The organism is Acidovorax sp. LjRoot38 (assembly GCF_964252975.1).
GTDB classification, from domain to species: domain Bacteria; phylum Pseudomonadota; class Gammaproteobacteria; order Burkholderiales; family Burkholderiaceae_C; genus Acidovorax; species Acidovorax facilis.
The window spans coordinates 453,135-472,874 of record NZ_CAXUPT020000001.1 but is presented as its reverse complement, the minus strand read 5'-3'; the positions used below and the strand labels follow the sequence as shown (position 1 = coordinate 472,874).

Genomic DNA, 19,740 nt, shown 5'->3' with positions numbered 1-19,740 from the left:
ACAAGGCATCCATCCCCTTGAATGAAAGCCAATGACATGACGGACACCCACGCCCGCAGCGCCTCCATGGCAGGAAAATCTCCGATCTATCTGGACGACCTGGCCGTGGGCGACCTGTTCAAAAGTGGCGAACACGCCATGGATGAAGCGCAGATCACCAGCTTTGCCGCCCAGTTCGACCCGCAGCCGTTTCATCTGGATGACGCCGCCGCGCGTGACACGCTGTTTGGCGGCTTGGCCGCCAGCGGCTGGCACACGGCGGCCGTGACCATGCGCCTGCAGGTGACCAGCGGACTGCCCATTGCGGGCGGCATTATCGGGGCGGGGGGCGAGCTGAGCTGGCCCCGGCCCACGCGCGCCACCGATGTGCTGCATGTGGTGAGCGAAGTGGTGCAGATACAGCCCTCCAAGTCCAAGCCCGATCGCGGCATGGTCACCGTGCGCAGCGAAACACGCAACCAGCGCGGCGATGTGCTGCAGCTGTCTACCGTGCGTATCGTGGTGCCGCGCAGGCCAGCGGTCGATGGGGCAGGGGCTTGACGTGACCGATGCACTGAACCCCCGCACCCGCATGCTGCTGGAGGCGCCCATCGCCCCCACGCTGCTGCGCCTGGCCGCACCCAATGTGCTGGTGATGCTGGCGCAAGCGGGCGTCGGGCTCATCGAGACCTACTTTGTCGGCAAGCTGGGCACCGATGCGTTGGCGGGCATGGCGCTGGTGTTCCCGGTCGTCATGCTGATGCAGATGACATCGGCGGGCGCCATGGGCGGCGGCATTGCGTCGGCCATTGCGCGTGCCTTGGGCGCTCGGCGACGGGACGATGCCGACGCCCTGGTGCTGCACTCCTTGGTCATCGCGACGGTGTTCTCGCTGATCTTTACAGTCGGCGTGGTGGGAGGAGGGCGCTGGCTTTACACCCGCATGGGCGGCACCGGCGGCGCGCTGGCTGCGGCGCTGGTCTATTCCAACTGGGTGTTTGCGGGCGCGTTTCTGGTGTGGCTGTTCAACACGCTTTCGGCCGTCATTCGGGGCACGGGCAACATGGCCGTGCCAGCCTATGTCACGGTGCTGGGCGCCTTCGTGCTGGTGCCGCTGTCACCGTTGTTGATCTTTGGCTGGGGCCCCGTGCCCGGCCTGGGCATTGCCGGCGGGGCCATTGCGCTGATGGCGTACTACCTGATCGGCAGCGTGGTGCTGGCAGCGTATCTGTGGTCGCCGCGCAGCCTGCTGCGGCCATCGTTGGCGCACATCCGGTTTCGCTGGGTGCTGTTCAAGGACATCCTGCGGGTCGGGTTGGTGGGCACCGTGTCGACCGTGGCCACCAATGTAGCGATTGGGGTGACCACCGCGCTGGTCGGCGGTTTTGGCACGGCGGCCATTGCCGGGTATGGAACCGCATCGCGGCTTGAGTACCTGCTGGTGCCCCTGGTATTTGGCCTGGGCGCGCCGCTGGTGGCCATGGTCGGCACCTGCATCGGCGCGGGCCAGCGTGAGCGGGCCCTGCGCGCCACCTGGATCGGCGCGGCCATGGCTTTTGTAATGGCCGAGGCGATTGGTCTGTGGGCGACGGCCTTTCCCCATGCGTGGCTGTCGCTTTTCAACAGCGACCCCGCGATGCTGGAGGCGGGCGCGCTGTATCTGCGTACCGTCGGGCCGGTGTATGGCTTTTTCGGCCTGGGCTTGGTGCTGTACTTTGCCTCGCAAGGGGCAGGGCGCCTGCTGTGGCCCGTCATCGGCAACATCACGCGCCTGGCGGTGGCCGTGACTGGCGGCTGGCTGGCGCTGCGCTGGGGTGGTGGTTTGGCGGCGGTGTTTGCCGCACAAGCCGTGGCGCTGGTGCTGTACGGCGTGGTCAACGCCTGGGCGATTGCAGGTGGCGCCTGGTTCGGTCCGGTCGGTTGGCCACGCAGCATGGCGGGCCTGCTGCGGCGCATGCCACAGGCGTAGAAATATAGCCAGAATTGCTGCCAGCGCTTACCCATCAAGCGCTAGCAGCTATCAATTTGGTAGTATTTCGTTGAATCAGACCGGAACGGTGTAGTTCAGAGTCATGCGGCCACCATCCACGGTCACGATCTCGCCGGTCACATAGCTGGCGGCGTCGCTGGCCAGCCAGGCCACCACGTCGGCAATCTCGGACGGCTCGCCCAGCCGCTTCATGGGCGTGCGGCTCATGATTTTGTTCTTGGCCTCATCGCTGGTCAGCACGGCCTTCGCGGCCAGCTCGGTGGCGATGGTGCCGGGCGCCACGGCGTTCACGCGGATGTTCCTGTCGGCCAGCGCCAGCGCCATCACGCGTGTGAGCTGGTTCACGCCGCCTTTGCTCACGTTGTAGCTCGCGATATTGGGGATGGTCAGCACACCGTTGACCGAGCTCATGTTGACAATGGAGCCGCCACCCGAAGCCACCATGGCCCGGGCCACGGCCTGGCCGACGAGGAACGAGCCCTTGAGGTTGACCCGCAGCACGGCATCAAAGTCGACTTCGGTCACCTCCAGAAAATCCGCAGCACGGAAGATGCCAGCGTTGTTCACCAGCACGTCGATGCGCCCGTGGGCGGCCAGCACCTGGGCGACCAGCGCATCCACCTGCGCCTTGTCGCCTACGTCGCAGCGCACATACAGCGCGCCCAGTTCCGCAGCCAGGGCCTGGCCGCGTGCATCGTCCACATCCACGATCACCGGTTTGGCGCCTTCAACTGCAAACCGGCGGACGCAGGCTTCACCAATGCCTTGCGCGCCACCGGTAACGATGCAGACGCGACCTGTGTGGCCAAAGTGAACGGAAGACCGGAGGGATGGCGCGGGGCTTGTAGGATTCATGGACGTGGATGGTAGCGGGTGGGGGAGGAGGGTGGAGCCGGAAACCTGCATTAGCTTCGAGTTACCGCCAGTGCGCGGGCCCAAGGGCGATCAATGCCTGTTCTCGCTTTCTGCGGGGTTTGCAAGGAAGCGCCGCAGACCGTCAGCGCACCGGCTGCGGGGCACCGACCCACTCCGGCGGCGGCTGCCACGCCCGGATCCAGCGGATCAGATCCGGCAGCGGCATCGGCCTGGCAATGCCATAGCCCTGCAGGCCATCGCACCCCAGATCGCGCAGTGCCCCGGCATGGGCCGTGGTCTCCACACCTTCCGCCACCACGGTGCGGTTGAACGCATGGGCCAGGCTCACGATGCCGCGCACCAGGGCACGATCGCGCTCGTTGTCGAGCATCTCGCGCACGAAGGACTGGTCGATCTTCACGATCTGTGCGGGCAGGCGTTGCAGATAGGTGAGCGATGAGTAGCCCGTGCCGAAGTCGTCGATGGAGCATTGCACACCAAGCTCGTCCAGCCCCTGGATGACATAGGCCACAGCCGAGAGGTCGTTGAAAGTTTCGGTTTCCAGCAACTCGACCTCCAGAAAGGGCTGGGGCAAGGATGGGTGCCGCTTGAGCAGTCGCGCGACTTCCTGCTGAAACCGGCTGTCGATCAGTGTGGGCACTGCGATGTTGATGCTCAAGGGCAGGGGGCAGCCCTGGGTGACGAGCGTGTGCCCGGCTTTGAATGCAGCGTCCAGCACCCAATAGTCCAGTTTGCCGGAAGCAGGGGTGCCCACAATGTCATCCATAAACGCACCCGGCGCCAGCAGCCCCCGCTCGGGATGGTGCCACCGGATCAAGGATTCGGCACCAATCACCTGCCCATCCGAGATTCTGACCTTGGGCTGAAAAAACAGCTCCATCTCGCCTTGCAGCAGGGCGTCCTCGACCAGCTTGGCCGTGTGCCTGCGCGCTTGCAGCCGCTGGCCCTGCTGGACGTCGAACACCGCGATCCGGTCCTTGCCTTGTTCCTTGGCCGCATACAGCGCCAGGTCTGCATGGCGCAGCAGGCCGTCAGCGTCCCCCAGATCATCGGGGTAGAACGTGACCCCGGCGCTGCAGGTCAGGCGCAGTTGCACATTGTCCAGAACGGCCGTCCGCGCGAGCGACTGGCGCAGGCGCTCCAACCGCTGCAGGGCGGCTTCGGTGTGTGCGCAGTCTTTCAGTGCCACGGCGAATTCATCGCCGCCAATGCGGCCAATGAGGTTGTCTGGCCCCGCCTCGGCCCGCAGGCGCTGTGCAAATACCCGAAGGAACTGGTCCGCCAGGGGCTGCCCCCATTGCTCGTTGAGGTCCTTGAACTGGTCGATGTCCAGTAAACACAGGGCCAGGATGCCATTGGTTTCGATGCGTTTCTGGAGGGTCGCATTCAGCTCCTTGGCAAAAAGGCGTCGGCTGGACAGGCCGGTGAGGGCGTCGTAGTTGCCAAACTGCTGCAGGGCCTGCTCCAGGCGGCGCTGCTCGGTCACATCCTTGCCCACAGAGACCCATTTGCGCACGACGCCGTCCGCGTCCTTGATGCCTTCGATGGTGACCTCCGAGACAAAGGCTTCTCCATTTTTGCGGCGCCTGACCAGTTCGCCATGCCATCGGCCGTCTCGCTCAATGGCCTGCGCGACGCGGCGCAGGAATGTGGATTCGCCCCCTTCGTCGAGGCGCAGGACGGCAGATGACTTGCCAATCAGCTCCTCGCGCGAGTAGCCCAGCACGTTGCTGTAGGTCGGGTTGACATCCAGCACGGTGCCGTCCGGTTGCACTATGGCAATCGTGTCCTTGCTGTTGACGAAAACGCTGGCGGCCTGCCGCGCTTCGGCCAGCATGGTCTTCAAGGTCTCGGCTGTCTGCTCCAGGGTCTCTTCGCGCTGGTTGAGTTTTTGCGTGTTGTCCAGTAGGAACCCCAGCAGCACCGTGCCGATGGGGTAGATCACCACCACAGCCATCCAGGAGCGCGTCGTGACTGCTCGTGCAATCTCTGGCGGCAAGGTCTGTATCGCCAGCATGCCGCCGGCCGCCAGGCTCAAGCCGAGTCCGATTAGCCAGACCCCATCGGAAAAGGCTCCAAAACGCTGTGGAGAAAAGTAAGGCCTGTGGCGCTGCCAGAGCCACCCGATACCCGTGGTCAAAACAATACCGACCATGGCCGGGCCGCTGCCGATGCCGCCCAGGCTGAGCCGGTAGGCGCCGAGCACCACAGCGCACAGCACAGCACCCAGCGGCGACAGATAGGCGCCGGCCAGGCCCGCCATCACCAACCTGGCGTCAACGATCACGCCTTCGGCCAGCCGCAAAGGCACGAGCATGGTCAGGATGCCGATGACTCCAAACATGAGCCCTGTGATCCAGGGCAACCATCGTTGCCGCGCCTTCCTGATGCCCAGGTCGGGATGGCGCAGGCCACTCAGGACAATGCTGTACAGCGCGGCCAGAAAACACAGCAGGCCCGCGTTCATTCCCATGTCCCGAATCAAAGACGTGGTGTCGATGTTCATGGCGCCTTCTCGTGCGATTGGTGGGCCATCATAAGGAATGGCACGATCCGATGTGACGCTATCTTTAAAATAGATACGATGTATATTATGTTAAATAACAAACATTCTATCCACGGTCTTTTGGCAGACTTCCCGGTTCTGCAATCCAGCGTCCTGGCACCACGACGCTGCCCAGCACAAAAGGCGTAACGCTAGTTCTCGGGGCCCAAAACCTCTCCATTGGGGCCCCACGTCACCTGCGTCAATCCGGGTTCCATGGCTTCCAATCGACGGCGCTCCAACTCCGTCGCACTGAGTTGCCCCAATTCATGCCGCCCCACGTCGGCAAGTTCACTCTCGTGGCGCAGTTGATCCGCTCTCTCCAGGGCTGAGCGGACGTGACCAAGCAGGTCTTTTTCATCCCAGGGCTTCAACAGATAACGAAAGACTTCTGCGTCATTGACGGCTCGCATCAGGTTCTCCGAATCGGACGACGCGCTTAAAACCATCCGGACTGCCTTGGGCTGAATGGTTCGCACCAGACCCAGAAACTCCACGCCAGTCATGAGCGGCATCCTAAAGTCCGAGATCACCACGTCAAAGGCGGTATCTCTCAGTCTGGCCAAGGCAACTTCCGGATCCACGGTCTCTTCAATGCGGAGCTCAGAACCGAGTCCCGCCCGCAGACTGCGCTTGATTGCAGCCAAGACGTGGTGTTCATCATCGAGCAAGAGAATTCTCTGCATGGCTGGCTCCCTCTCCGTTACGGTTTTATGGGCAAGATCATTTCCACATCGTCCCGCCCTTCGCGCAATCGCAACCGCTTGATCAATTCGGCGGTGAGCACGTGATCGGCGGCAAGCAACACGGCGCCTTCGCTGGACAAAAGATCGCGCGCCAGAATCATGCCGGGTCGAAGTTGTGCCGTTCGCAGCATGCGCGGCGGAGCGTCCGCAACGGGCGCAGCCTTCAGGAGCATCTGCAGGAACACATCCACCACTTCTGGATGAAACTGGGTTCCCCTGCCCCTGGCAATCATTGATCGTGCGTCTGCAGCACTCAGGGGGGTGGAGCTGAGATGGCCGATCTGCAGATCATCGTAGGTATCTGCCACAGCGAGGATGCAGGCCCCCATTGGAATCATCTCCCCGACCAGGCCATCTGGATATCCGAGCCCATCGTGCCGCTCGTGGTGGCTGCGGATGATGTTGGACACCGTCTGCATGTCATCCAGCGCCATCAGTGCCTGCTCTCCCAGAACGGCATGCCGTCGGTATTGCGCAGTTTCTTCATCGGAAAGCTTGGGAACGGGTTTGGCCAGCAAGGTGTCAGGCAAGGCAATCTGCCCAATGTCATGCATGAGCCCTGCGATGAACGCGTCCTGTTGATCCGCTTCCGCCATGTTCATGGCCCGTGCGGTGCGACGGGCCAGATCCGCCACACGGCGCGAGTGGCCGGAGAGTTGCCCACCTCGCCACTCCATGAGGTTGGAAAACACCTTGATGGAGGTAAGGTAGTTTTTCTTGATTTTTTGACTGAGCTGGAGCAACTCGCTAGTGCGCGCCGCGACCTTTTCCTCCAGGGTTTCATTCAATTCCATCAAGGCCTGGTTTTTGGCCCTGAGCAGTTCTTCCAACCGGGTTTTTTCGTCTTCCAGGGCATGCCGCTCAAAAATCTGGTGAGCCGTGGCAAGCACCTCACCGTCATCCCACGGCTTGGTGATGTACCGATAGACTTCCCCGCTGTTGATGGCCGCGATGGTTGACCCAATGTCAGCGTAGCCTGTGAGCAGTACGCGTGTCGTTTTGGGCCACCGCACCCGTATCTGCTCCAGCAACTGGGCCCCGCTCATGCCGGGCATTCTCATATCGGAGAAGACCAGATCCACAGGCTCTTGCTCCAGGTGCGCAATGGCTTGGGCACCACTCGTGGCCGTTGTCACCTGGTATCCGCTGCCACGAAACAGCCGCCTGAGCGAGGCCACAATGTTAGGCTCGTCGTCCACGCACAGAATGCGCCAGACGCGCTGACCACCGCCCTGCAGGCTGGCGCCCTCCTCTTGCAAAGCCGCCCCTGACAAAGCGGTGACGTCGATAGGGGAATTCACACCTCAAGCCTCCTGCGGGTGCTGAATCGGCAGCGTGACACGAAAACGAGTCCCAACCCCCTGCTCGCTGAACACGTCAATGCTGCCAAAGTGCTTCTTGACGATGCCATAGGAAAGAGACAGTCCAAGCCCGGTCCCTTTGCCCACCGCTTTGGTGGTAAAGAACGGGTCGAAGATTCTTCCCAGATTCTCTTTGGCAATGCCCTCGCCGGTATCCTGTATTTCCACCCACACCCGGCTGTCGTCAGCGCCGGTGCTGATGGTGATGACGCCCCTGTCTGCCTGGATGGCGTGCGCAGCGTTGACCAGGAGGTTCATGAAAACCTGATTGAGTTCAGACGGAAGGCACTCGATATCCGGGAGTTCACCGTACGCCTTGACGACCTCCGCCTTGTATTTGATTTCGTTGTTGACGATGTTCAGTGTGGAATCAATGCCATGGTGCAAATCGGCCAGGACCCACTTTTGCGAGGTGTCCACCCGGGAGAAGTCCTTCAGGTTCTGGACAATATTGCGCACCCGCGTGATGCCGTCCTTCGACTCTGCCATCAACGAGGGGATGTCCTCCTTCAGAAAGTCCAGTTCTATCTTTTCGCGCAGAGCCCTCAGACGGGCTGCTGCCGGAGTGCCTGCCAATGCGGACTCGGCCTCTTCATAGGCAGCGAGCATCTGAAAAAGATCACCCAGATAGCGTTCGAGAGTCCCGAAATTTGAGAATATGAATCCAATCGGATTGTTGATTTCGTGGGCCACCCCGGCAGCCAGTTGCCCGATGGAGGCCATTTTTTCCGACTGCATGAGCTTGTCCTGTGCATCCGAAAGTTTGGCATTCAGTTGCATCAACTCCTCATTGGAGCGCAGCAGTTCCTTGACCCGGTCTGCCGTGACATCAGCGGCAGAGAGCGGCGAGGATGTCGTGTTTGCGGCCTCAGCCAACTGCGGATCGTGAGAACTCATGTCAACCCTCCTTCAGGCCAGCAACGCGTGACAGACGACGTCATGTTGTTCAGCAACGGTGTCAAAAACTTCCCGGTAGTCCTTCTCACCCAGCGCGAGCCTGCCCCAAGCATCCAGTGACAGCAGCGGCACCATGTCATCTTCCTGGTGCGAAAGATCGAGGCCATGGGCAATGTTGTCAGCAACATGGACGAGATCCATGAGCCCTTTGCCAGCATGGGACCGAGGCCGGTGATGGCATGCGATGGCTGCGACGATCTCTGGGGCAAAGTGCCAATGCTCAGCGATGAGGCCGCCAACCTCTGCGTGGTCAACACCAAATTGATGCTGTTCTGCAACGTGCATGAAACAGTCATGTTCTTTCCGATATGCAATGGCCTGGGCATATTCCTCCTCATAGGAGCTGACCAGAACCAAGCGCCCAATGTCATGCAACAGCCCCAGCGTAAACGCGGCGTCTTCGTCCAATCGGGTGCGCTGCGCCAGGGCCCGGCAGGTAAGCGCCGTACCGATGGAATGGCACCAGAACGCATCGAAATCGAAGCCTTGGCAGCGCGACTTGGCAAACCCGCTGACAAGACCTGCGGCCGTTGCCACGCCGCGCAATGTGCGCAGCCCCAGGATTGCCGTAGCCTCAGTGATCGAAGTGACCTGACGCGGCAACCCGTAGAAGGAAGAATTTGCAAGTCGAAGGGTTTTCGCGGCAATGGCCTGGTCGTGCGATATCTTTATGGCCAGTTGCTCCGCCGAAACATCGCTGTCGCCAAAGGACTGGATCAACTCCAGCACGACTGCTGGCAAGGCAGGCAATCCGTGCACGCTGTGCAAGATTGCATCCGCAGTGAGTTGCTTCATGGCCTCTCCTCAAGCCGGTGCCTCAAAATCATGTGCAGCAAAGGGTTGAGCTGCCCTGCCCGCAGGGCAGGCCTGAACAAATGCAGCAAACGCTGTTCCGTCAGTACCCGTTGCTCAACCGGATCCACTTTTCCATTGCGCTGTGCTAGCTCCTCGGGGGCATTCACAAAAATCGTGTCGATACCTCGATGCTGCAAGTTTTTGAGAATTTCGCGCGTGACAGGCGTCCCCTCTGGCAACAGCAGTTGCGCATGGGCATCCAGTACGGGCTGCGCTAAAAGTAGTCCCTCCGGAACCTGTTCAGTGGTGGTAGCAAGAGCTTGCATGGGCGTGCATAGAGTTCAAGCCGCACTGCCTGGCACCAAGACCAGCAATCGACCTCGTGAATGATTTTCTCCTCCGATGGAGCGGCATACAACGCGAAACGTCTCTCCGGCGAGTTGCACATCGTGGTAGCTCTGATCGGCGGCACGCCATACATGGCGCAAATCTGCCGGTAGCACGTCGTCCGCATCCTGTCCCAACAACGCGGTGGTCCTTCCAAACAGTGCTTCTGCATCTGCATTCACAAATGCCACCATGCCCTCCAGGTCCACCCCGATGACCGCCGCAGGAATATGATCCAAGACCTCCCGTGCGACGCTCAGGCTACTCTCTTCGCGGTGAATCTGCTCACGTTGATTCGTTAGCAACTGTTGCAAACGGTCATTCACTGCAGTGAGTTCATCGTTGGCTCGCAGAACTGCGCTCGCCAGCCGCCGATTCTCATCGGCCATTCCCTTTTGAGAGAACGCTTCCGCCACATGCCCGCGAAGCCGCTCGTCATCCCATGGTTTCGTGAGGAACTTGTAGATGGCCCCTTCATTGATCGCATCGGTGATGGACTGAAGCTCCGTGTAGCCAGACAGCACCATTCGTACGGTGTCTGGATACAGTTCCTTGGCCCGGCGCAGGAACTCCACCCCCGTCATACCGGGCATCCGCTGGTCCGAGACAATCACATCCACCGAGTTTTCGGCCAACCTTTGCAAACCTTGCGCCCCGCTGTTGGCCGTCACGATGTGATAGCCATCCCGACGCAGTAATCTGCGCAACGCAGAAACAATGCTGTCCTCGTCATCAACGAGCAACAAGGTACGTTGTTGGGCGCGGCGCAATAACAAGTGCTCAGGCAAGGCCTTGCTTTCACGCAACAGGGAACCCATGGCGTCGGCCGTTAGCAGCCCGCTGAAATAGTGCCCTTGCATCTGGTCACAGCCGTTGGCGATGAGCAACGCCAGTTGCCCCTCGGTCTCAACACCTTCTGCCAACACTCTCATCTGCAGGCTGTGCGCCATGTTGATGATCGCGCGCGTGATGGACACGTCTTGAGAAGCTGCCGTGACGTCGTGGACAAACGAGCGGTCTACCTTCACCACGTCAATGGGCAGTGTGCGCAGGTAGCTCAGGCTGGAATAGCCGGTGCCAAAATCATCCAGCGAAATCTCGATGCCCAGGGTCTTGAGGTCGCCCAGAATCCGCGCGATGCGAGTGCTTTCCCCCATGAGCGCACCCTCGGTGATCTCCAGCCCCAGCAGCCTTGGATCAAGGCCGGTTTCGATGAGGATCTTTTCTATCTTCTGAGCCAGATCGGGTTGTTGAAGCTGGCGAGCCGACAGGTTGACGGCAACCCGGCACATGGGATGACCAGCGCGCTGCCATTCCAGCGCCTGGAGGCAGGCGGTGCGCAGAACCCATTCACCGATCGGCACGATCAGGCCGGTTTCTTCAGCGGCCCGGATATAGCTGGACCGGGAAATTAATGCGCCATCGGGGGATTTCCATTCAAGGAATGCCTCGGCACCAATGATGGACCCGCAGACCAATTCGAGCTTGGGCTGAAAATGCAGTTCAAACTCGTTGCGTTCCAAAGCTCGACGCAATCCCGACTCCATGACAAGCCTGGAGATCGCCTTGGAATGCATGCCCGAACTGAAAACGCAGATTTGGTTCTTGCCCAGCTCATGGGCGCGATACATCGCCGCTTGCGCTTGCTGGAGCAGTTTTTCAGGATCATCCCCGTGCACGGGGTAAAGGGATATTCCGATATCGCAGGTCACCTTGATCTCGTTGTCGCCAATGGCAACCGGAAGGGACAGCGCATCTACCAATGAGGCGGCGGTGCCCCGTGCCATGGCTTCATCCACAGACTCTTCCCGAGCCAGCACCAAGGAAAACTCGCCGCTTCCAAAGTGCGCCAGCAGATCGTCTTGGGAAACCTGGGGCTGGAGCCGTCTGCCGACCTCCATGAGCAACTGATCCCCAGCTGCGTGGCCCAGTGATTCACTGACAAGCTTGAGTCTGTCAATCTCAACGCTCAGGACCGCAATGTGCCGCCCTCCCCGCGCGGCCTCGCGCATTTTGGTATCAAGGTATTCCGTCAGCGCGTTGCGGTTCGGCAGCCCGGTGATTTCGTCGGTATTCGCGAGCTTGTCCAGTTTCTGTTCAGCCGCCCGCTGTAGCGTGATGTCCTGCAGGAGTGTGACCGTCCTGATCACCTTTCCGCCTTCATCGGCCTCGGCAAGGACCCGGTGCAGCACCGTGCGCAAGCTGCCGTCGGTGTGAACAATACGGTGCTGGAACTCACAGACGTCGTCGGGGGAAACGCCCTCGCTGATGGCCTGAACATAGGGGCGCTCTACCGAAGGTACGCGCGCCAGCAGCCAGTCTGTGCCAGGGGGCGTCTCGGTGAGCGGGATTCCCAAGATGGCATGCATGCCTGACGACAGGGTGACCGTGCCGGACACCAAGTCCACCTCCGCAGAACCAATGCGTGCAAGCTCTTCAGCATTGCGAAACAGCTGAACACGCTGCTGCGCGTACCGCGTGGCCGCCTGGATTGCACTGACGTCATGCAACGTGACCAGGTCCGCTGCTTGCGCCGACAGAAAAATGCGCACGCCCCAGACCTGGGCGCTGAACCGCTCGCCGTTCTTGCGCAGGCATTCGACCTCATAGGCTTTGCCTGGGACCCCCGCTACCCGGGCGTTCGTCTGCTCCCGCACCATGTCCCGGTGCTCGGGCACGCACAGCAGCATGGGATCCATGCCTCTGAGCATCTCTTCCTTGGAGTATCCGAAAAGCTCCAGGAGCTTGGGATTCACAAAAAGGAACCGCCCCTTCTGAATCACAAAGACGGCCGCCTGCACCTGATCTACCAACAGCCGGTAGTCGGGTTCAGAAAGTGCCATTTCCTGTTCAAACGGCCGGTCTTCAGTATCGAAACTACCCATGGTGAGATGCCTTGCCAACACGGAAATGATGCGACCACGTTATGCGATGCAGGGCTGTGCGGCGCATTGAGGACCTCTGTGGCCTCACTACCGACGGCGCTGCATTGCGCAGATTGGGGGCCAACGCTTGCAGAGCTTTCGTGAGCCCATGCACCTCCCTCCCGAATAATTGGCGCAGGCGACAAACCTGCTTTGGAATATCGGACCTGCTACCCACTGTACTTATCCCCTTTGAGCTTGTCACGGCCTTGCAGCGAGTGCACAGGCAGGGTATGTCCTGCTATGCCGTGTGAGCGCAGCCCTGGTATGGGTACTCATCTGCGTCGCTGGTGCATCACAAGACCCATGCTGCTAGAAAACGATTTACATTTTGGGCAACTGTCTGCAAGACTGTTGCAAAAGGGGGAGCGTTATGCATACGAGTCTTTCAGGGGCACGCGTTGCCTTGTGGCTGGGCATCGCAGTGTTTGTAGTCGCTGCGGCGACGCTGCCCCAGGCCCGCGCTTTGGACAAACCCACCGGCACGGTCGTTCTGACCATCGACGGCGCGATCAGCCAGACCAACAACGGCTCGCAAGCCCAGTTCGACATGGCCATGCTAGAGAAGCTGCCCCAGCACAGCTTCTCCACCCAAACCCCCTGGTACCCCAGCGCCGTCACTTTCACTGGCCCCCTGCTGCGCGATGTGCTGGCGGCCGTGGGCGCAAAGGGCAAGAACATCACAGCGGTGGCGCTCAACGACTACAAGACGGAAATCCCCATCGACGATGCCACGCGCCACGACGTGATCGTTGCCCGGCTCATGAACAACCGCCCCATGCGTGTGCGCGAAAAGGGGCCGCTTTTCATTGTCTATCCGTTTGACACCAAGGCAGAGCTGCGCAGCGAGCTGTACTACAACCGCGCCGCCTGGCAGCTCCATATCCTGCGAATTCGCTAGTCCACCCCCTCCTCCCAACTTCCCAGGAACCACACCATGATCCGGGGCAAGCACTTTCTGCGGCTGATCATCGCGGGCCTGGTGGTGGCGTATGTGGCCATTGCCGGGGTGCAGTACCACCAGTACCGCAGCGTCGAGGCGGTCATGCGCCGGGGCGACGTCAATGCCCTGTGGTCATTCCTGCAGCTCAATGTGGAGTACGAAAAACTCGACCACGCCCTGCACCAGTTCGAGCTGGACCCGCCCAGCCTGCCCATGGACCGGCTGGAGCTGCGTTATGACCTGTTCCTGAGCCGCTTCAGCGCGCTGGAGAGCGGCACCGCCCGCACGCTGATGCAGGAGGAACCGATCTACGCCACAGCCCTGGAAGCACTGCAGAAGTTTGTCGCCGCAGGGGACAACCATTTCGGGCAGAGTGTGGACGCGGCATCGAGCCAGACAAATATGCGTCTGTTGCGGGCCGAGCTGAACAAGCTGCGCGACATCGTTCAAGAGCTGTCGCTGCAGGCATCGCGCATCTCCGCCTTGCTGGGCGACCGGCGCAACGAAGAGGTCAAGCACCAGACCCTGCTGACCACCGGGCTGACCGCGTTCCAGGCCATCCTGACCTTTTTGCTGGCCATTGCCATGGCGCGCCAGTTCCTCCAGCGTGAAAAGGCCACTTCTCAGGCCCTGGAGGCCCAGGCCGAACTGGTGGAAGCCCTCAAGCGCAACGAGGAAGCCCTGGAGGCCCGGGTAGCCCAGCGCACCACGGAGCTGCAGCGAGCCAACGCCGCGCTGCAGGAACATGAGGATGAACTGGAGGTGGCCCGCGCCAAGGCAGAGGACGCATCGCGCATGAAATCAGACTTCCTGGCCAACATGAGCCACGAGATCCGCACGCCCATGAACGCCGTGATTGGCATGAGCCACCTGGCGCTGGCCACCGAGCTGACCGCGCGCCAGCGCGACTACGTCGAAAAGATACAGCGGTCGGGACAGCACCTGCTGGGCCTGATCAATGACATCCTGGATTTCAGCAAGATCGAGGCGGGCAAGCTCGAAGTCGAGGTGGTGGATTTCGACCTGCATGCCGTGCTCGACAACGTGGCCAACCTGCTGGGCGAGAAATGCGCCAGCAAAGGCCTGGAGCTGATGTTCGACGTGGACTCCCACCTGCCCTCCGACTTGCGTGGAGACCCCCTGCGGCTGGGGCAGATCCTGGTGAACTACGCCAACAATGCCGTCAAGTTCACGGACGATGGCGAGATCATCGTGCGGGTACGCGAAGCAGCGCGGGATGCCCAGGGCGTGCTGCTGCGCTTTGAAGTGCAGGACACGGGCATCGGCCTGACCGAAGAACAGCAGGCACGCCTGTTTCGCTCGTTCGAGCAGGCCGACACCTCCACCACGCGCAAGTACGGCGGCACCGGCCTGGGCCTGGCGATTTCCAAGAAACTGGCCAGCCTGATGGGCGGCGAGGTGGGCGTGCACAGCGCGTCAGGCAAGGGCAGCACCTTCTGGTTCACAGCGCGACTGGGTTTGGGCGCGGCTGTGCAGCGACCACTGCTGCCGGAACCCGACCTGCGTGGCCGCCGCGTGCTGGTGGTGGACGACAGCGAACAGGCCCGGCAGATCCTGGCCGAGCTGCTGTCCAGCATGAGTTTTTCGGTCACGCTGGCCAGTTCGGGGGCGCAGGCCGTGGACCTGGCACGCGCCGCGGACCTGGCAGGCAGGCCCTGCGAAATCGCCTTTCTGGACTGGAAGATGCCTGGTATGGACGGTTTTGAAACCGCCCGCCAGCTGGCCCAACTGCCCCACCCTCCGCGCCCGGTCATCGTCACCGCGCATGGGCGTGACGACGTTCTGGCCGAACTCACACGCACCGGCATCGGGCTGATGCTGACCAAGCCCGTCAACCCATCTCAGCTTTTTGATGCCGCCATGCGAGCATTGGGAGGCGCGCAGCGGGTGGACGACGGGCGGCGCCTGCCAGCCTCAGCGGCACGGGGCGCCAACCTGACATCGATCCAAGGGGCGCGCGTGCTGCTGGTGGACGACAACGACCTGAACCAGCAGGTGGGCAGCGAACTGCTGGCCAGTGCCGGGCTGGTGGTGGATGTGGCCGACAACGGCCAGGCCGCACTCGACATGTTGGCCCGAGGCACCTATGACATCGTGCTCATGGACATGCAGATGCCGGTGATGGACGGCCTCACCGCCACGCGCCAATTGCGCCAGAACCCCGCCTGGGCGCGCCTGCCGGTGCTGGCGATGACCGCGAACGCGATGAGCGGCGACCGCGAGCAGTGCCTGGAAGCGGGCATGAACGGCCACATAGCCAAGCCCATTGACCCCGACGCGCTGTTCGCCGCCCTGCTGCAATGGATTGCACTGCCACACACTGGGGGCGCCAGCGGTAAGACTGTTGCCCTGCAACCTGCGGTGCCTGGCGCTCCTTCCTTGGCGCCGGCGGACACCCCCGACCCGCTGACACACATCGAAGGCCTGGACACCGCCGCCGGGCTGCGGCGTGTACTCGGCAAACGTACGGCCTATGAGAGCCTGCTGCGCAAATTCGTGGCCGGACAAGGCAGCGCAGTGAAAGAAGCGCGCGCGCACCTCGCGGCCGCCCAGCCAGAGGCGGCGCAGCGCGCCATGCACACGCTCAAAGGTACCGCTGCCACCATAGGCGCGGTGGGTCTGGCCGAACTGGCAGGCGCGGCGGAGCAAGCCATTGCACACAACGCGACCGCCGACGTCCTCGAAGCCCTGCTCCCGCCCGTAGACACCGCCTGCCAGACCCTGGTGGCTGCGCTGCAGAGCGCCCTGCCCCCTGAGGCAGACACGCCCGGCACGGCGAGCGCTGCCAGAACCCCGTTGGATGGCGCGCAGGCCCGCGCATTGGTGGAACGCCTTGGCGCCCTGCTGGAAGACAGTGATTCCGACGCCATCGAATTGTTCAAGGACTCCGGCCACAGTCTTCAGGCCCTGCTGGGCCCCGCCTACGCCGACATGAAGCGGCTGCTCGACAACTACCTCTTTGCCGATGCGCTCGACGTGCTGCGCAAGGCGGGGAACGATATGCAACACAAGGAGGACCCAGTTCATGAATAGCCCATTGGAATTGAGCGGCAAATGCACGGTGCTGGTGGTGGATGACACCCCGGGCAATCTGTCGCTGATGAGCGACCTCCTGCGCCCCGACTACAAGGTCAAGCTGGCACCCACCGGCGAACGCGCGCTGCAGATCGTGGCGGCCGAAAAGCCCGACCTGATCCTGCTCGACATCATGATGCCGGACATGGATGGCTACGAGGTGCTGCGGCGCCTGCAATTCAACCCCGAGACCGAAGACATTCCGGTGATTTTCCTCACCGCCATGAGCGCCACCGACGACGAAACGGTGGGGCTGGAGCTGGGCGCAGTGGACTACATCACCAAGCCCGTCAACCCCGCCATCACCATGGCGCGCGTGCGCAACCACCTGCAGCTCAAGCGAGCGCGGGATTTGCTCGCCCACCACAACCACTTTCTGGAGCAGGAGGTGGCCAACCGCACGCGCGCCCTGGCGGAGCTACAGGACGCCACCATCCGCGCCATGGCATCGCTGGCCGAAACGCGGGACAACGAGACCGGCAACCACATCCGCCGCACGCAGCACTATGTGGAAGCGCTGGCCCGCAAGCTGCAGGACCATCCGCGCTTTCGCGACGAACTCACGGAAGACGCCATCCAGGTGATCTTCAAGTCCGCCCCCCTGCACGACATTGGCAAGGTTGGCATCCCCGACCGCATCCTGCTCAAGCCGGGCAAGCTGACGCCTGAAGAGTTCGAGATCATGAAGACCCACACCACGCTGGGCCGGGACGCCATCGTGGCGGCAGAAACCGAAACCACGCAAAACAACCCGTTCTTTCGCTACGCCAAGGAGATCGCCTACAGCCACCAGGAAAAGTGGGACGGCTCAGGCTACCCCGAAGGGCTGGTGGGCAACACAATCCCCCTGTCGGCACGGCTCATGGCGGTGGCCGATGTGTATGACGCGCTGATCTCCGAGCGCGTGTACAAGGCCGCCTTCTCCCATGAGACGGCGGTAGAAATCATCCGCGACGGCCGAGGTAGCCACTTCGACCCCGACATGGTGGACGCCTTCCTCTCGCTCTCCGAAGAGTTCCGGCGCATTGCGCAGCAGTTTGCCGACAGCGAACATGCTCTGCAGGCGCAACGCGACCGCATTGCCCAGGACCTCTCTACCGAGGGTGTGGTCATCGGCGAAGGCAGCGTCAGCAGCAGCAGCGGCGGCTGACCCCCGCGCTCTCAGCAGCAGGCGCCTGTGGCGCTTTCTTCTGCCCCACTTTCGGAGGAAGTGGTGGTGCGGTGTCCGTTGAGGCCCAGCTTGGCCAGCAGTTGCACGTCGGCCTCGACATCGGGGTTGCCGGTCACCAGCAGCTTGTCGCCATAAAAGATGGAGTTGGCGCCCGCCATGAAACACAGCGCCTGCACGGCTTCGCCCATCTGCTGGCGCCCTGCGGACAGGCGCACCCGGGCCTTGGGCATGGTGATGCGGGCCACGGCGATCACGCGCACAAAATCGAACGGGTCGATGGGCTCGCTGTCAGCCAGGGGCGTGCCGGGCACGCGCACCAGGCTGTTGATGGGCACCGACTCGGGGTACGGCTGCAGGTTGGCCAGCTGGGCGATCAGGCCAGCGCGGTGCACGGGCGCCTCGCCCATGCCCACAATCCCGCCGCAGCACACGCTGATGCCCGCGCTGCGCACATGCGCCAGTGTGTCCAGCCGGTCCTGGTAGGCGCGGGTGCTCACCACATCGGTGTAGTACTCAGGGGCGGTGTCCAGGTTGTGGTTGTAGTAGTCCAGCCCCGCATCCTTGAGGGCCTGCGCCTGGTGCGATTCGAGCATGCCCAGGGTGGCGCAGGTCTGCAGGCCCAGGCCCTTCACGGCACCGATCAGGGCGCTGACTTTTTCGATGTCGCGGTCCTTGGGCGCGCGCCAGGCGGCGCCCATGCAAAAGCGCGTGGCCCCCGCATCCTTGGCAGCCTGGGCAGCGCGCACCACTTCGTCCACCTCCATCAGCTTGTCGGCTTTCACGCCCGTATCGAACTCGGCCGCCTGCGGGCAGTAGCCACAGTTTTCGGGGCAGCCGCCGGTTTTGACGGACAGCAGCGTGGCCAGCTCGATGTCGCCCGCAGGCCAGTGCTGGCGGTGCACGGTCTGCGCTTCAAACAGCAGGTCCATCAAGGGCTTGTCGAGCAACGCCTGGATGGCTTCCACGCTCCACGGGCCTTGTGAGATGGCAGTGGCTGGGCGCCGATGCACCTGGACGTTTTGTACGGTGGGTGCTGGCGGCACAGGCTGGGCGGCGGGCATGGCAAGGGTCGTGGAGGACATGGCGATCAATTCCCTTCAAGGCATTCGCCCCACCGTGGCACGGAGCCACCCGAGGCTTAAGAAGTTGTTTAGCGACACCGCGCGCACGGCACACCACGGATGATTTGGCATGGCGCGCTGCGAGGTGGGCGGATTCTGGACGAGAAAACGGCACAAAAGCACGCCACAGGGTCACAAAAGATGCCAAGAAAAACGAGGCATCAACAACCGTCAAGTTCTGAATCTTTTAGGAGCAGAAGGCTGCAGGTTGATTGAACTTGCCGGGCCTTTGCGGCAGTCAGTTTCTTGGCGCCTTCAACAGCCCCGTTGTGGTGGTTATCTGCTCCCATCTGGCACTCTGTGCAGCCGAGCAGCGCCGGGAGATGGCCGACGTTGGTGCGCTTTGGAGAACGATTTTTCGCAACTATGAACCCAGTGCAGCAATCACGTCGGCCGGGGCCTGCACCAGTTCGATCAAGACGCCCTCGCCCGCAATCGGAAACTGGTCATTGCTCTTGGGGTGCAAAAACGTGATGTCGTAGCCCGCCGCGCCCTTGCGGATACCGCCGGGCGCAAAACGCACGCCCTGGGCCGTGAGCCATTCCACGGCCTTGGGCAAATCGTCGATCCACAGCCCAATGTGGTTGAGCGGCGTGGTGTGCACGGCGGGTTTTTTGTCGATGTCGAGCGGCTGCATGATGTCCACCTCGACCTTGTAGGCACCCTGCCCCATGGCCAGGATGTCTTCGTCCACGTTTTCGCGCTCGCTCTGGAAGGTGCCGGTTTGGGTGAGGCCCAGCATGTCCACCCACAGGGTTTTCATGCGCTGCTTGTCGGTGCCGCCAATGGCGACCTGCTGAATGCCCAGGACTTTGAACGGGCGATGAAGGGATGTGGTCATTGTGTTTG

Annotated in this window: 15 protein-coding genes; 5 read left to right on the top strand and 10 right to left on the bottom strand. The window is 62.0% G+C overall.

The features are described 5' to 3' along the window. Window positions 1-36 precede the first annotated feature (36 nt). Together ACSQ22_RS02090 and ACSQ22_RS02085 are read left to right on the top strand one after the other, a co-directional pair. A complete protein-coding gene (locus ACSQ22_RS02090; RefSeq protein ID WP_436129279.1) occupies window positions 37-540 on the top strand; it encodes a MaoC family dehydratase in 504 nt (167 codons plus the stop codon). Next, window positions 524-1,948, top strand: a complete 1,425-nt coding sequence (locus ACSQ22_RS02085) for an MATE family efflux transporter (RefSeq protein ID WP_436129278.1) — start codon at window positions 524-526, stop codon at window positions 1,946-1,948. Before ACSQ22_RS02090 ends, ACSQ22_RS02085 begins: the two co-directional genes overlap by 17 nt. A gap of 75 nt (window positions 1,949-2,023) precedes the next feature. Here the strand turns inward: ACSQ22_RS02085 and ACSQ22_RS02080 are convergent, their stop codons facing one another. From ACSQ22_RS02080 to ACSQ22_RS02045, 8 genes are all read right to left on the bottom strand, one after another. After that, window positions 2,024-2,824 (bottom strand): SDR family NAD(P)-dependent oxidoreductase, encoded by an 801-nt coding sequence (locus ACSQ22_RS02080; protein ID WP_436129277.1) that lies wholly within the window; start codon window positions 2,822-2,824, stop codon window positions 2,024-2,026. 142 nt (window positions 2,825-2,966) lie between these two features. Then, complete coding sequence (locus ACSQ22_RS02075; protein WP_436129276.1) at window positions 2,967-5,351, bottom strand: EAL domain-containing protein; 2,385 nt, start codon at window positions 5,349-5,351, stop codon at window positions 2,967-2,969. 191 nt (window positions 5,352-5,542) lie between these two features. Continuing rightward, on the bottom strand, window positions 5,543-6,076 hold the full coding sequence (locus ACSQ22_RS02070) for a response regulator (protein ID WP_436129275.1): 534 nt from the start codon (window positions 6,074-6,076) through the stop codon (window positions 5,543-5,545). A 17-nt stretch (window positions 6,077-6,093) separates the two neighbouring features. After that, complete coding sequence (locus tag ACSQ22_RS02065) at window positions 6,094-7,437, bottom strand: HD domain-containing phosphohydrolase (RefSeq protein ID WP_436129274.1); 1,344 nt, start codon at window positions 7,435-7,437, stop codon at window positions 6,094-6,096. A gap of 3 nt (window positions 7,438-7,440) precedes the next feature. Further along, window positions 7,441-8,394, bottom strand: coding sequence for an ATP-binding protein (locus ACSQ22_RS02060; RefSeq protein WP_436129273.1), 954 nt, complete (start codon window positions 8,392-8,394; stop codon window positions 7,441-7,443). Window positions 8,395-8,406: 12 nt separating this feature from the next. Continuing rightward, window positions 8,407-9,249 (bottom strand): HDOD domain-containing protein, encoded by an 843-nt coding sequence (locus ACSQ22_RS02055; RefSeq protein WP_436129272.1) that lies wholly within the window; start codon window positions 9,247-9,249, stop codon window positions 8,407-8,409. Then, a complete protein-coding gene (locus tag ACSQ22_RS02050; RefSeq protein ID WP_436129271.1) occupies window positions 9,246-9,575 on the bottom strand; it encodes a hypothetical protein in 330 nt (109 codons plus the stop codon). Before ACSQ22_RS02050 ends, ACSQ22_RS02055 begins: the two co-directional genes overlap by 4 nt. A gap of 15 nt (window positions 9,576-9,590) precedes the next feature. Continuing rightward, the gene (locus ACSQ22_RS02045) at window positions 9,591-12,521 is read right to left on the bottom strand and encodes an EAL domain-containing protein (protein ID WP_436129270.1); all 2,931 of its coding nucleotides are present in this window, start codon (window positions 12,519-12,521) and stop codon (window positions 9,591-9,593) included. 412 nt (window positions 12,522-12,933) lie between these two features. Between ACSQ22_RS02045 and ACSQ22_RS02040 the strand changes: the two genes are divergently transcribed. The 3 genes from ACSQ22_RS02040 to ACSQ22_RS02030 are packed head-to-tail and all read left to right on the top strand — an operon-like array spanning window position 12,934 to window position 17,749. Further along, window positions 12,934-13,461 (top strand): molybdopterin-dependent oxidoreductase, encoded by a 528-nt coding sequence (locus ACSQ22_RS02040; protein ID WP_233559250.1) that lies wholly within the window; start codon window positions 12,934-12,936, stop codon window positions 13,459-13,461. 36 nt (window positions 13,462-13,497) lie between these two features. Then, window positions 13,498-16,557 (top strand): response regulator, encoded by a 3,060-nt coding sequence (locus ACSQ22_RS02035; RefSeq protein ID WP_436129269.1) that lies wholly within the window; start codon window positions 13,498-13,500, stop codon window positions 16,555-16,557. Beyond that, a complete protein-coding gene (locus ACSQ22_RS02030) occupies window positions 16,550-17,749 on the top strand; it encodes a response regulator (RefSeq protein ID WP_436129268.1) in 1,200 nt (399 codons plus the stop codon). Before ACSQ22_RS02035 ends, ACSQ22_RS02030 begins: the two co-directional genes overlap by 8 nt. A gap of 11 nt (window positions 17,750-17,760) precedes the next feature. On the opposite strand, the gene bioB is transcribed toward ACSQ22_RS02030, so the two are convergent. Continuing rightward, the gene (gene bioB, locus ACSQ22_RS02025) at window positions 17,761-18,861 is read right to left on the bottom strand and encodes a biotin synthase BioB (RefSeq protein ID WP_436129267.1); all 1,101 of its coding nucleotides are present in this window, start codon (window positions 18,859-18,861) and stop codon (window positions 17,761-17,763) included. 394 nt (window positions 18,862-19,255) lie between these two features. After that, window positions 19,256-19,732, bottom strand: coding sequence for a VOC family protein (locus ACSQ22_RS02020; protein ID WP_436129266.1), 477 nt, complete (start codon window positions 19,730-19,732; stop codon window positions 19,256-19,258). Window positions 19,733-19,740 lie beyond the last annotated feature (8 nt).

Bases quoted from the DNA above. Each gene is read 5' to 3' on its own strand.
- ACSQ22_RS02055 (WP_436129272.1), bottom strand. From the start codon at position 9,249: ATGAAGCAACTCACTGCGGATGCAATCTTGCACAGCGTGCACGGATTG.
- ACSQ22_RS02090 (WP_436129279.1), top strand. From the start codon at position 37: ATGACGGACACCCACGCCCGCAGCGCCTCCATGGCAGGAAAATCTCCG.
- ACSQ22_RS02020 (WP_436129266.1), bottom strand. From the start codon at position 19,732: ATGACCACATCCCTTCATCGCCCGTTCAAAGTCCTGGGCATTCAGCAG.
- ACSQ22_RS02040 (WP_233559250.1), top strand. From the start codon at position 12,934: ATGCATACGAGTCTTTCAGGGGCACGCGTTGCCTTGTGGCTGGGCATC.
- ACSQ22_RS02030 (WP_436129268.1), top strand. From the start codon at position 16,550: ATGAATAGCCCATTGGAATTGAGCGGCAAATGCACGGTGCTGGTGGTG.
- ACSQ22_RS02035 (WP_436129269.1), top strand. From the start codon at position 13,498: ATGATCCGGGGCAAGCACTTTCTGCGGCTGATCATCGCGGGCCTGGTG.
- ACSQ22_RS02060 (WP_436129273.1), bottom strand. From the start codon at position 8,394: ATGAGTTCTCACGATCCGCAGTTGGCTGAGGCCGCAAACACGACATCC.
- ACSQ22_RS02085 (WP_436129278.1), top strand. From the start codon at position 524: ATGGGGCAGGGGCTTGACGTGACCGATGCACTGAACCCCCGCACCCGC.
- ACSQ22_RS02075 (WP_436129276.1), bottom strand. From the start codon at position 5,351: ATGAACATCGACACCACGTCTTTGATTCGGGACATGGGAATGAACGCG.
- ACSQ22_RS02080 (WP_436129277.1), bottom strand. From the start codon at position 2,824: ATGAATCCTACAAGCCCCGCGCCATCCCTCCGGTCTTCCGTTCACTTT.
- ACSQ22_RS02045 (WP_436129270.1), bottom strand. From the start codon at position 12,521: ATGGGTAGTTTCGATACTGAAGACCGGCCGTTTGAACAGGAAATGGCA.
- ACSQ22_RS02050 (WP_436129271.1), bottom strand. From the start codon at position 9,575: ATGCAAGCTCTTGCTACCACCACTGAACAGGTTCCGGAGGGACTACTT.
- ACSQ22_RS02070 (WP_436129275.1), bottom strand. From the start codon at position 6,076: ATGCAGAGAATTCTCTTGCTCGATGATGAACACCACGTCTTGGCTGCA.